8 protein-coding genes are annotated in these 12,665 nt (G+C 60.2%); 4 read left to right on the top strand and 4 right to left on the bottom strand.

What is annotated here, in order from left to right; translation table 11 throughout:
* Positions 1-122 precede the first annotated feature (122 nt).
* Complete coding sequence (locus ACM6J5_RS00500; RefSeq protein WP_095946079.1) at positions 123-1,046, bottom strand: carbon-nitrogen hydrolase family protein; 924 nt, start codon at positions 1,044-1,046, stop codon at positions 123-125.
* Positions 1,047-1,130: 84 nt separating this feature from the next.
* Here ACM6J5_RS00500 and ACM6J5_RS00495 point away from each other — a divergent pair, with 84 nt between their 5' ends.
* Positions 1,131-2,039: a LysR family transcriptional regulator gene (locus tag ACM6J5_RS00495; RefSeq protein ID WP_095946080.1), complete on the top strand. Its 909-nt coding sequence runs from the start codon at positions 1,131-1,133 to the stop codon at positions 2,037-2,039.
* Positions 2,040-2,048: 9 nt separating this feature from the next.
* Here ACM6J5_RS00495 and ACM6J5_RS00490 read toward each other — a convergent pair whose 3' ends face one another.
* Complete coding sequence (locus tag ACM6J5_RS00490) at positions 2,049-2,303, bottom strand: hypothetical protein (protein ID WP_057400121.1); 255 nt, start codon at positions 2,301-2,303, stop codon at positions 2,049-2,051.
* A 164-nt stretch (positions 2,304-2,467) separates the two neighbouring features.
* Here ACM6J5_RS00490 and ACM6J5_RS00485 point away from each other — a divergent pair, with 164 nt between their 5' ends.
* The gene (locus tag ACM6J5_RS00485; RefSeq protein ID WP_095946081.1) at positions 2,468-2,785 is read left to right on the top strand and encodes a DUF883 family protein; all 318 of its coding nucleotides are present in this window, start codon (positions 2,468-2,470) and stop codon (positions 2,783-2,785) included.
* Between the two features lie 141 nt (positions 2,786-2,926).
* On the opposite strand, the gene ACM6J5_RS00480 is transcribed toward ACM6J5_RS00485, so the two are convergent.
* Entirely contained in the window at positions 2,927-3,967 is a 1,041-nt protein-coding gene (locus tag ACM6J5_RS00480; RefSeq protein WP_414927568.1) for an Ldh family oxidoreductase, read from the bottom strand.
* Positions 3,968-4,201: 234 nt separating this feature from the next.
* On the opposite strand from ACM6J5_RS00480, the gene ACM6J5_RS00475 reads away from it, so the two are divergent.
* On the top strand, positions 4,202-9,034 hold the full coding sequence (locus ACM6J5_RS00475; protein WP_414927567.1) for a dermonecrotic toxin domain-containing protein: 4,833 nt from the start codon (positions 4,202-4,204) through the stop codon (positions 9,032-9,034).
* 213 nt (positions 9,035-9,247) lie between these two features.
* Entirely contained in the window at positions 9,248-10,249 is a 1,002-nt protein-coding gene (locus ACM6J5_RS00470) for a FecR family protein (protein ID WP_095946084.1), read from the top strand.
* A 57-nt stretch (positions 10,250-10,306) separates the two neighbouring features.
* Here ACM6J5_RS00470 and ACM6J5_RS00465 read toward each other — a convergent pair whose 3' ends face one another.
* A complete protein-coding gene (locus ACM6J5_RS00465) occupies positions 10,307-12,655 on the bottom strand; it encodes an acylase (protein ID WP_414927566.1) in 2,349 nt (782 codons plus the stop codon).
* Positions 12,656-12,665: the final 10 nt, after the last annotated feature.

The following is a 12,665-nucleotide window of genomic DNA, read 5'->3' as shown; positions in this document are numbered from 1 at the left end:
TGTGTTTCTTATTAGGTTGGGGGAACCGTAATCAACAGGGAAATACTCGCTCTGCGCGGGGTGTCGGGCAATGGTCAAAGCTATCAAGTTGCCTGACTGCTTTGGCCAAAGCCCGCCGGGTATCAAGCGATGAAGCGCACCCCGGGTCTGGCGCGCTCGTCCACGGTCAGTTCGAACACATCCGGCCGGGCGTAGTGGCCGACCACGTCATAGTCGTAGCGGGCGCGTACCAGGTCGTCCGTGTCGATTTGCGCGGTAAGCAGCCCGGCGCTGTCGCGCAACGGTCCGGCGAGGATGTCACCCATGGGACCTACAATCACGCTGCCACCGGCAATCAACGGCCGCTGCGCAGGCCAGTTGGCGATGTCCAGGCCCAGGTCCTGGGGCGACGCCTGGACCTGACAGGCACTGACCACGAAGCAGCGCCCTTCATGGGCAATGTGGCGCATGCTGACCTGCCACATCTCCCGCTCGTCCACGGTCGGCGCGCACCACACCTCCACGCCCTTGGCGTACATCGCCGTGCGCAGCAGCGGCATCATGTTTTCCCAGCACACCACTGCACCGACGCGCCCGACCTGGCTGTCGATCACCGGCAAGGTCGAGCCATCGCCCTTGCCCCAAATCAACCGTTCGGTGCCGGTGGGCATCAGTTTGCGGTGCTTGGCCACCAGCCCGACCTGCGGATCGAAGTGCAGCGCGGTGCAGTACAAGGTGCTGCCGGCGCGCTCGATCACGCCGATCACCAGATTCGCACCGGTGCGCGCGGACAACCCCGCCAGTGCCTCGGTTTCCACGCCGGGGACGTCGATGGCATTGGCAAAATAGCGGGCAAAGGCTTCGCGACCTTGCGGCAGGCGATAGCCCAATTGGGTGCCAAAGCCCTCACCTTTGGGATAACCGCCCAACAACGCTTCCGGCATCACCACCAACCCGGCGCCGGATTCGGTGATCGCGTTTTCATAGGACAGGATCTGTTCCAGGGTTTCAGCCTTGCCGCCGGGCAAGGCGCCGATCTGCAGGGCAGCAACGATTGACTTTGGCATCTTGGAAACTCCATTCGCATCAGGTGTTGCTCATTCTCCGGCGTCAGGCAATCATCAATAAAGACCGATTCACTGCTGAATGATATGAGCAAAATGAATATCACCAACGTTGACCTCAATCTGCTCAAAGTCTTCGAAGCACTGCACGAGGAGTCCAGCGCCAGCCGCGCCGCACTGCGCCTGGGCGTGACGCAATCGGCCGTCAGCGCGGCCTTGCGTCGCTTGCGCGAGCTGTATGGCGATCAGTTGTTCGTGCGCACCGGGCGCGGCCTGGCTCCCTCGCTCAAGGCCAATCAGCTCAAGCCGGTAGTCAGCGATGCCCTGAACAAATGCCGGCAGAGCCTGGCGATGGTCGATCCAGCTGCGCAACAGTACGAAGGTCGCTCGGTCACCGTGGGAATGTCGGATGATTTCGAAATTGCCTACGGCCGGCGGCTGATCGAAGAAATCGCCCGTTGCGCGCCGAAGCTGAGGCTGATTTTCCGCCAGACCCACAGCCAGATCGTCGCCCAGGCGTTGTTGGAGCGCAGCATTGACCTGGCGATTACCGCGGGCGGGTTTGCCGAGCGGTTGCTCAGCCGTCAGGTGCTGGGGGAAGGTGGCTATCTGTGCCTGGCGGACCCGTCGAGCTTGGTCAAGGGCCAGCAAAGCATCGGTCTTGAGGAGTTTGTGGCCCGCGAACACATTCTGGTGTCGTCCGGCGGTTTTATCGGGATTACCGATGAGGGATTGGCGGCGCTGGGGCTCAGTCGAAGAGTGTGCGCCTCGACCACGCATTTTGCCGCGTTGCCCCATTTGCTCAAAGGCAGCCGGGCGGTGGCGACCATTCCGGCCCATGCCGCCCAAAGCATCGCAACGCTCAGCGGGCTGGCACTGCTGCCCTGTCCCTTGGCCTTGCCGCGCTACCCGATCGAACTGGGCTGGCGGACCAGCACCCAGCTCGACCCGGTGCTATTGAAAGTGCGCGAGGCGATCGTCGCGAGCTTCGCCTGACGGCCGATATTATTTGTTGGCCGCCATCAGGCGATTGACTTCACTGCGCACCATGTTGGCGAATTCCGGCGGCGACATGCCGTCCAGCTCGGCGCGCACCCATTCGGCCCATTTGCCTTTGCGCTTGGCCCGTTCGCCGAACAACCGCGCGGCCTCCCCCTTGGCTTTGCCCAGGTTGTTTTGCCAGAGTTCGAACAGACGGGATTTCTCGTCTTCAAGCGCTGCGCGCTCGGCGAGGGGTTTGTCGGCCAGATTGAAGCTCATGGGAATTTCCTGCTGCGTAAAATAGGCGACATCTTACACTGTAGGACGAAATGTCCTGCGCCGGTTTTTCAGCAAGATGCCCTCACCGGGCAAAATAGCTGCAACTTTTCCGACGAGGGCAGACTCCATTGTTCACCGTCCACTTACCTGCAAGGAGTACTTCAATGGCCCGCCAACCCGCCGCGCAAGCCGCCGAAGACCAAATCAAGGATCAAGCCTTCAGCGAACTTAAAACGCTGATCGAAGAGTCGGAAAAACTGCTGAAAAGCAGTGCCTCGCTGGTCGGGGAAGAAGCGGAGACCCTTCGCGGACAAATCGCCCTGAAACTCCGGCAGGCAGGGGATTCGGTGACCAGTGTACGCGACCGGACCCTGCCCGCGGTCGAGGCCACTGAAACCTATATCGGCGGGCATCCATGGCAAACCGTGGCGATTTCCGCCGGGTTTGGTTTGGTGGTGGGGTTGTTGTTGGGGCGTCGCTAAGCATTCCAATCAAACACCACAAACCCTGTGGGAGCGAGCCTGCTCGTGAAGAGGTCGTGTCAGTCAATATCCATGTTGATTGATACACCGCTTTCGCGAGCAGGCTCGCTCCCACAGGTTCTACAGCACCTGCTGACAGAATCACTCCCCAGCCAGCTCCCGCAAATTCGCCAGCGTCCGGGCATCCAGTTCAATGCCGTTGACCTGTGATTTGGCGCGCTGATGATGACGCCGGTCCCCCGGCAAACGCTTCAAGCCAACACCGTGCATTTGCCGCACCAGTTCCTGGCTGCGCTCGGCAAAACTTTGCCCCGCCGCTTTGCCCGGATCAATCACGATCAGCAATTGTCCAGTCCAGGGCGTCTTGGCGCCAGGGTGGTTTTTCCAGTCGAACTCGAAGGAAAAATTGCCGCCGGTCAGTGCCGCAGCGAGCAACTCGACCATCATCGACAACGCCGAGCCCTTGTGCCCGCCAAAAGGCAGTAACGCGCCACCCTCGAGAATCGCCTTCGGGTCCGTGGTCGGCTGGCCGAGGCTGTCCACGCCCATCCCTTCCGGCAAGTGCTTACCTTCGCGAGCGGCAATTTGCACGTCGCCATGGGCAATGGCACTGGTGGCCAGGTCGAAGACAATCGGCGCGCCATCAGCCCGCGGCGCAGCGAAGGCAATCGGGTTGGTGCCGAACAGCGGACGATCGGCACCGTGGGGCACCACGCAGGTCATGCTGTTGACCACGCTCAATGCCACGAGGCCTTCATCGGCGAAGGGTTCGACATCCGGCCACAAGGCCGCGAAATGGTGTGAGTTACGGATCGCCAGCACCGCGATGCCGGCACTTCGGGCCTTCTGCACCAGCAGCTCGCGTGCCGCCGCCAGGGCCGGTTGAGCAAACCCGTTATTGGCATCGACCCGCACAAACCCTGAAGCCACGTCTTCGACCACCGGGACGGCCTGGCCATTGACCCAGCCGCTTTGCAGCGTCGAAACATAACCGGGAATACGGAATACCCCGTGACTGTGCGCGCCGTCGCGCTCGGCACCGGTGCAGTTTTGCGCCAGCACCCGGGCAACCTCGGCCGACGTGCCGTGACGCAGAAAAATCTTTTCCAGCAAAGCGCTCAGCGCTTCGAATGACAGGTGTGACGAGATCGCAGTAGAGGCATGATCGTTTGGCGCAGACATCTGAAGCTCCAGACTGATTATTGGAGGGAACAACAGCGTACAAAGACCCGCCGATTAACAACGTGCGGCGAGCGACCTGTCAACCTTTCGCTCAGGGCCGATGAGATATATCCGTGTCACGAATGTCCACGCCCCGTGCGTTATCTATTTACCACCTGCGCCAACGCACCGGCTTTTAGTCTCGAAGCTCAATCCACAGGCGCCTTTGAGTGGCACCTTGAACGAGACTCGACGATGCCTACACCAGTAACTCCGCTGTTTTTCCCCGAGGCGCTGACGTCGCGCGGCCTCTGGAAAGAACTGGGTAAAACCCACGGTCTGACGCAAAAGGACTTCGAATGGTTCAGCCAAATCGAACTGGCCAACCAGGCACTTCGCGATAAGCAGACGCCGCCCATGCTGGCGAAGAAAATCCTGCTGAAAATCCAGGACCTGGAACCCGTGGCGCTGGCTGGCAGCTTTGTACTGACCGCGACGCCCGAAGACAATGGCGTGATTCTCTATACCCCGTACGCCGGAATCAAAAAATTCGCCAACCGTACGGCCCTGACCAAACAACTGGTGACGCAACTCAAGGCGGCCGGCGAAGACGACGACCTGCTGGCCTTCATGGCGCTGTCCCAACGCAAGACCGTGGTGGACGCCGCCGACATCGAACTGGACTTTCAAACCATCGACGGCGACGTGTTCGAAGACCAGCGCGACACCCTCTCCACCCATCAGCAACTCAACGACCAGGCCCTGCTCGACGAATTGAAAGCGCTGCCGTCCCTGACCTCGCTGCTCGACACATTGCTGAATCAGAAGCTGGCGGCGTCGTTTCCAGGTCTGGATCAGAGCCAAAGCCAAGTGAACTTCTACCTGGCAACGACGCCAGAGAATGCTGACGAGAACCATGCGGCGCGACGCTGGGTCAACTCCCTGTCCCTGAGTGAGGCCGTCCTCCTGCACTATCGCCATCAGCGTTGGCCAGCCGGGTCTTCCCCTGAGTTTTCCCATCCGAAAAAGTCCCCGGCAAAAACCGACCAGCCACTCTGGGAGGCAGGCGTCACGACGATCTCGCGCCAACTGATCAGCCTGCTGGTCGGGCAGCTCGAAGGTTTCTGGGCTGCGCCGAGCGCCGATGGCGCATCCCGTCACCAGTTCTTCGGCCAGGCCATTGCCGACCAGGCGCGAGTGCAACTGCTGCTCAAGCGTGAAGCCGGGATCATCACCCCTGAGCAAAGCCAGGATTTGCACGCGTTGATCTCGACGGCTAGCCGGACGAACGAATCGATGTCCGTCGAAACCGTGCGCCTGTGGGAGTACCAGGCCAACCATGTGGAGTTGGCCGGTTCACTGATGGTCAGCGCCAGCAATGCGTTTCTCTACACGCCCACCGCAGGACTGCAGGTGCTCAAGGACTATCAGGACTTGCGCGATACGGTGCTGAGCAAGTTCAGCGCAGCCGGTCACGAGGATGAGTTCTACGGCCTGCTGAGCCTGGAGGAGCGCCAGTGTTTCATTGGTTTTGACCGGCCGAATGTGACCGGCGAAGTGATTTCCGGCGAGATCTTCCCCAAGCTCTTCGACCGGATCATCGGCAAGCAACTGCAGAACCTGGAATATGCCCTGCAAGTGTTCCGTCACAGTGACGGCAGCGTGGACATCCATGCTCTGTTCGACAAGGCGCTGGATATCCGCTCGATGATCAGCGAGCGCCTGCTGATACTGACTACCGACGAACGCTGGAGCACGCGGCCCGTGTTATCCGGCGATCAGCATCCCTCAACTGTGCTGGCCGATACGGCGGAGACTTTCGTCAAGACCTTCAGCGACATCGAAACACAGATCAACGCAGATTTCGCAGCACAACCGGTCGCTTCTCTGGCCTTGCAACGGGTCTATCTGGAAAACATCAAACCCCGCCTGACCCATGCACTGTCCGTTGGCCTGCGTGGCGAAGCCAGCCTGCGTGTACTCGACTCGACGCTGCGGGATGCGGATCGGGACATTGTCGACACGGTATTCAATCCGGACCAGACCGACCGGCTAAACCGTCCGTCCCTCAAGGGCTTCCGACCCGATGCCTACTCATTGACGCTGGAGTGCTCCGGCCAGGAGGATGTCCTGCCTCTGGCCCATTGCCTACTGTTGACCGAGCGTGGCGGACTCGACCCCTCGCATTCCGGCCGGACGATCCTGTGGACACCCGCCGAGGGCCTGGAAGTCTTTGACACCATCAATCGTGCACGGCTGGAACTGAACCGGCGCCTGCTCGAACCGCAACAACGCCTGGCGTTGCTGGAAAACCTGACCCCGACCCAACGCATCTTTCACCAGCGCTACTCATTGGGTCCGCTGCGGCTGATTGAAGGGCCTGCATTGGAGCGGGTCGCGCAATCGTCCATCGAGCACTTTTTGGCTCGCTGCGAACACGTACGCACTTTCGATCTGAGCGACACGAAGAAGAAAAAAGCCCTTAAAGCCCTGACCACAACGGTGCTCAACACCAACCTGCGAAGAGCCACGTCGATCGCCCGGGCGATCAGCCAACAGCAGTCCCTGCCCGCCTGGCTGGGAATGGCTCCGCTGCAAGAGCAGCGACTGCACCTTGAACTGCTGGAGCAATACCGCAACAGCGTTGTTGAGGACAAAGACTATTTACACGGGATCAAACCCCTCAAGTCGTATGTGCATGAAACACTGAAGTCGTTGCTCGCCAGCCGCTTCCCCGCCACAGCGCTGGACCCTGACAATATTGAAATCACCCCGAACCTGGCCCTGGTCGGCCCCGCCCGGACCCTCACCGAGTTCGCCTTGCACCACGTCAACATTGCGCAAGGCACCGGGTTCAAGGTCGGGTCGGCAACCACTCAATCGCTGCCCCGGGGTCTGGACCAGGCGGCTGTCCGCCAACTGTTGCTGTCATTGGACATAGCGCAGAACTACGCCAAACAGGTCACGGACAGCTTGTCGAATCAAGCGGCCGACGTCGAAAGCAGGGTGTTGCGCTTCGCCAAACAACTGCCCTGGCAACTGCTGCAACACGCCCACGAACTGAAACTGCAGCAGCGACTGTCCGACAGTGCTTTCGATTTGCTTCGGCAAGTATTCGACATGCCGGACGCCATCGCCCGGGCGGCCGTAGAAGGCGCACACGCCATTGCCCGACCACTGGAACTGCTCAAGACAAACGGTACCTCCGCCGTCAAGGCGCTGGGCCTGTACCTGGTGGGTCCCGGCGAAGGCAAGGCCGGCCCGCAAATCCTCTATGCCCCCTACCACCCCGGTGGCTCACCGTTCGTTGAGTTTGATAATGAGGCCAGCATTGTCTCAGCGCTCAACACGCCGGGGCCGTTGCAGGACATGTTGATTCGTCGCCTGCCAGAGAATGAGCAAACGGTGTTTCGCAACCTGTTCGAGTCCACCGTCGGCCAGTCGAGCGAAATCACCCTCGCGTCCAACCCCATCGGCGGCAACCTGCTCACCCGTTTGTTCCATGACAACACTAATCTGCTGGTGAAGATGCTCGGCAGCCAGGCAGACGCTACCGCTCAGTCTGACTGGGAGGCCGTCGAACACCTGTTCGTCTCCGGCATTGAGCGCATTTCAGGCCTTCTGCCGGGCAAACTCGCGTATGTGCAGTTTCTCTGGAAGGCTTACAAAGACGAACTCAACTCCGCCGAAGGCTTGCAGGACCATCACTGGGGAGCGGCATTGCGTACCTTCATCGCCGGTGCGGCGCAAATCGTGACTTTGGGCCGGCTGTCCCTCGAAGGATGGGCAGACACCGCCGAGGCAACCGGCGAAGCGGTGACTGAACCGGTTGCCACCCCAGTAACCGCGCAACCCTGGTCCCAGGTCCGGTCAACAGCACCGCTGCGCACGCGGCTGCAACCGTTCGAAACCACGGTCGAACTCAAGGACCTGACGAAAAGCAGCACCGACGGTACCTACCTTGAAGCGACCAGCAACAGATCCTTCGCCGCCATTGCCGGCAAGGTGTACGGCGTAGATAAGATCGGGGCGGTCTGGAAAATAATCAAAGGCGAAGAAGAAGGCCCTGTGTTACAGACGGCATCCGACAAGCAACTGGTGATCGACCCGGATATCCACACCGTTCACTTCGGCAAAGCCGTCTCGAAAATGCGCAATCAGTATGTCAACTTCTATGTCGCCAGGGAGGTGCTGAACATCGAGGCCCGGGGGATGGAGGAAATCCGGGCAAGACATCCCGAAAAAGCCCGCATGATCGTGCAGGCCATCGACATGGCCCGTTTTTACGCGTTCAACAGCCTGCACAATCTGGTGCAACTCAAGAAGCTCGTCCCCGGCACAAGGCTCGATACCTTCCTCAAACAGTTCTTTGATGTGGACCAGGTCGACAACGCACTGATCGAGAAAATCAGACAGGCCGTCGTTCCCATCTGCAACGCGCTGGTCGACCCCGATGACGACTGGATGAACTCGCAACGCTTTATCGTGGGTTCAAGCCGGGATTCGAAGGACAACCTCGTCGCGTTTGTCGTGGAGAAGGATCAACAGCGCAATGTGTATTTCACGGAAAAATTCTTCGATCAACAACTGGACTGGTACAAATCCAGCCTGACCCAACCTTTCGATGTCGACGGCCACAGCCAGGCCGCGACGCTGATACACGAGTTCGCTCATTTGTTTTCCAAGGCCGTGGACATCGCCTACCTTGAGGCCAGGCTACCGTTCAGCGATCTGGTAGAGGCGGTCACCGGCTATGGCGCAGCAAAGAAACAGTCTCAAGTGGACTTCCAGCGAGAAGCCTTGTCGATGAAAACGCCAAAGGACGAACTGTTCGCGCGCTGGAACAGTGGCCTGCAATCGTGGATCAGCCTGGACTCCATACCGAGCACTTACCACATCGGCAAGGACATTCTGCGGCTGACGGGCAGCGAGACGATGGATAAGGCAAGGGAAGCGTTTTTTAACGTGAAGGATTCGAAGCTGCGCATCGACGTCATTTTGCACAATGCCGACTCGATCGCTTTCTTGATCTGCGAAATGGGCCGGCAACTGGACCCGCTATCGGTCGCTGCAACCTCCGAAACCTGATCACGACGTAATAAATGCGCAGATCCACGGATCTGCGCTGCACAGCGGTGGCTGTTTTGATCTTTTTTTCACGCACCCCTGGATACTGTTACCCGACAACAGGAATTCCAAAGACCTGGCGTTAAAAAAACAACACTTTGATAGTTAAATGCCATGACTGATGTTCTCGCAGACTCCCCCCAAGGTTAGAATGCAGGAAACCAGGAAGGGCCAATGACCGACCACACGCTCTCGGAAGCTGAATACGATGCCATCACCGATGCCGCCGCGCATTGGTGTATGCGTTTGCACGCCAATGACTGCACCGAGCAAGAACGCCAGGCGTTTGAGCAATGGCGTAATGCGCATCCGCTCCATGCCTTCGAGTACGAAGCGATGCTGGAGATCTGGGATGTGGCCGGCGACTTGCCGCGTCCCGAGCCCGTCGTGCCGCTGGTTCGCCCCCAATCCGAAAAACCGTGGCGCCGCCTGGCCATTGCAGCGACGGTCTGTGCCCTGGCGCTGCCTTTGGCGGGTTATGGCGGCTGGCACCTGGGCTGGGTACCGAACGCGTACCAGCACTTCGAAGCGACCGACAATGTTCGAACAGTCACCTTGAAAGACGGCAGTCAGGTGGAACTGAACCTGGGCAGCGAGCTGACCTACAGCAACTACAAGGATCAGCGGCAAGTCACGCTGAAAAAAGGCGAAGCCTTCTTCAGTGTCAGCCATGACACTCGCCACCCCTTCGTGGTCAAGGCCGCAGAAGGCCGGATTCGCGTGACCGGCACCCAGTTCAACGTCTGGATGTATGAAGACCAGGTCAAGGTCAACCTGATCGAAGGTTCGGTACTGGTCAGCAGCAATGCCGACCGGCAAGGCGACGGTTTGCGCCTGGACCCAGCGATGCAGGCCAGTTATCGACACGGCGACTTCATCCCCCGCATCAGCCAGACCTATGACAATGACAGCTCGCTGGCCTGGCGCCAGGGCAAGCTGGTGCTCGACGATCTGGCGCTCAGCGATGCGCTGCCCTTGATCAACCGCTACCTGGACAAACCCTTGATGGTCGCTGACAACAGCACCGGCTCGATCCATATCGGCGGCATCTACAACATCAAGGAGATCAACGGCCTGGTGAAGTCTTTGCCGCGGGTCCTGCCGGTCTACCTGACCCGCAATCAGAACGGTAACCTGGTGGTCAACGCGATTCCGCAAACCTCCCCGAAAAGCTGAAAAGACCGCCACCCTTGCGGGGTGCGGCCTTCAGCGCTCATGTAAAACCCCACTACATTACTGCGCGGTCACCTTGGCGTCCTGCTGGCGAATCGTCCGCACCTGATAGTCCGGATCGGACAGGATCTGTTGCTCGGTGAAAGGCAGCACGCTCCATTGCTTCCTGGAAAAGGCCAGCGTCTGGTCCCGTGAAAACTTCGAGGCCGGGTCGCTGGACAACGAGAACGCCAGAAGCCCTTTGGCCTGCGGTCCGTACTCGTCAAAGGTCACCACTTGCAGGTAACTCGTGCCGCTGACCACTTCGCGCTTGCCATCGCTGCGCGGCACGCTCTGGATGGCGTTGTAGACCCCGAGCGTCCCCGGGCCGCCGTGGATCGGTGTTTGCTGTCCGCCGCTGCTGACCACCTGGATATCACCCCAACGGCTATCGGGTGTCAGTCCTGATGCCTTGACCTGTTCAGCCGAAGCCAGCATCGCTGCCCGTAGCGCCTTTGCCACCTGCGGGTGCCCGACTGCGATTCCACGTGGAGTATGTTGTGGATCTTGCGGATCGAATGCCACACGCCATACGTCCGGCACTGGCTCCAACGCCTCCATGACATTCTGCAAGTGCACAAAGCCCAGGCCGCTGTCCAGGTTGGCCTTGCGGTCCCAGGCCTTGAAGCTGGCGCACAGTGGCGCGAGGGTTTTGGCATCGGTACCGAGATCCGCCGCGCAGAACTGCAGCAGGTCCGGCATCACTTGATCCGCCTGATACACCTCATCGTCCATGACCATGCGTTGCAAGTCCGCGGCCCCGACCTTGCCGGCCTGGGCCAGTGTGCTCAAACGATCCAGGGCAAAGCGCGAGCGCAGTCCCAATGGCTGGCTATCCTGGCTGATCAACGGCGAATAGCCGGTCAGCGGTTGCGCCGGGTTGGCCATCCATGCCGAGTCGTTGGAGTGCTGGACAAAATCCTTGCGCAGCAATTGCGGCAACTTGTCCGACGCATAGATACCCTGTTGTGGCGCCTGCGGATCGATGTCCCAGGCACAGGCGCTGTTGGAACCGTCGAGAACGATCATCTGCAAGCCCACTCGTGGATCGCTGCATTGCGCTAGCTTGTCGACGCTGACGTTGGGCACCACCGAGAGGTTCATGTACAGCGTCTGCCCCTGATCGTCCGCCGCCAGCGTGTTGACCCACGGGATGCCCTGGATCCTGTGCACCGAAGCCTGGAAATCCTTGAGGTTTTCAGCGCGGTTCATCGCGTACCACTGCTGCAGAACCCGGTCGTTGTCCAGATTGGCGTCGCGCAGGCTGAAGGCGTACTGATGATCCCAATCCAGTTTCCCCGGCCATTGCACCACCGGACCGAATTTCGAACTGTAGACCACATGGGAAATCGTCCGGACCTGCCCGTCCGCCTGCCTGACGTTGACGGTCACGGTCTGCTTGTCCATCGGCAATGACTGGCCGTCGAGCAGGTAACGGGTCGAATCCCCGGGGTCGAGTTGCAGGCGATACAGCGTGAAATGCCTGGACGAATCCACGGTGTGGGTCCAGGCCAGATGTTGATTGAAACCGATGTTGATCACCGGCAGGCCGGGCAACGCCGCGCCCATCACGTCCAGTTTGCCGGGAATGGTCAGGTGCATCTGGTAAAAGCGCATGCCGCCCACCCACGGAAAGTGCGGATTGGCCAGCAACATGCCGCGTCCGTTGAAGGAACGCTCGCTGCCGACCGCGACGGCGTTGCTGCCCCGGTCCAGGGCAAAGCGCTGCATCCGCGTGGCGGCCACCTGGAACGCTGCCTGTGCGTTCGACGCCTGGGCCACGGCCTTGGGTGGCGTGGCACCAGCCAGGGCTTCGGCAAACTGGCCGACGCCACCTTCGACCAACAGGCGTCGGGTCAGCTTGACCAGATCCGAGGGGGTGATGTCGCGTACCCATTCGCCTTGGCACTGCGGCGGTAAACCCTGGGCGCGACGCTCGCTCAAGGAGCGGTTGTACCCCGCCACATAGCCTTCGACCAGCTCACGCACTTCGGGGGTCTGGGCCTGCCAGAAGCGGGCGACGGCTTGCGGGGTGTTCAACCAGGTGAAAAACACATCGCTGATCAGGTTCTCCCGCTCTTCGACGGTGAACTGATCCGGCCCGAAGTACCGCGAACGTTCGCCGTTGACGGTAGTGATTTCGTTGGCGAGCAGGCACAGGTTGTCCTGGGCGTAGGCATAGCCGATGCCGTAGCCGAGCCCGCGCTCATTGTCGGCGCGGATGTGCGGCACGCCGAAACCGGTTCGGCGGATGTCCGCGCTCGTTTGCGCAGGCGCACCACTCGCGCTTGCCGCAAGGCTCAGCCCCAGGCCCAACCCCAGAGTCACACCCGCCAGGCTCAACCTGGTTAACTGCCTGGAAATAATCACGCTCGCTCCT

Source organism: Pseudomonas sp. IT-P74, assembly GCF_949768175.1.
Lineage (GTDB): Bacteria > Pseudomonadota > Gammaproteobacteria > Pseudomonadales > Pseudomonadaceae > Aquipseudomonas.
The sequence above is the reverse complement of the archived record's forward strand: the minus strand, read 5'-3'. Positions and strand labels throughout refer to the sequence as shown.

What these genes read in the sequence shown, in the direction of transcription:
- ACM6J5_RS00500 (WP_095946079.1), bottom strand. Translation starts at nt 1,046, where the DNA reads ATGCCAAAGTCAATCGTTGCTGCCCTGCAGATCGGCGCCTTGCCCGGC.
- ACM6J5_RS00495 (WP_095946080.1), top strand. Translation starts at nt 1,131, where the DNA reads ATGAGCAAAATGAATATCACCAACGTTGACCTCAATCTGCTCAAAGTC.
- ACM6J5_RS00490 (WP_057400121.1), bottom strand. Translation starts at nt 2,303, where the DNA reads ATGAGCTTCAATCTGGCCGACAAACCCCTCGCCGAGCGCGCAGCGCTT.
- ACM6J5_RS00485 (WP_095946081.1), top strand. Translation starts at nt 2,468, where the DNA reads ATGGCCCGCCAACCCGCCGCGCAAGCCGCCGAAGACCAAATCAAGGAT.
- ACM6J5_RS00480 (WP_414927568.1), bottom strand. Translation starts at nt 3,967, where the DNA reads ATGTCTGCGCCAAACGATCATGCCTCTACTGCGATCTCGTCACACCTG.
- ACM6J5_RS00475 (WP_414927567.1), top strand. Translation starts at nt 4,202, where the DNA reads ATGCCTACACCAGTAACTCCGCTGTTTTTCCCCGAGGCGCTGACGTCG.
- ACM6J5_RS00470 (WP_095946084.1), top strand. Translation starts at nt 9,248, where the DNA reads ATGACCGACCACACGCTCTCGGAAGCTGAATACGATGCCATCACCGAT.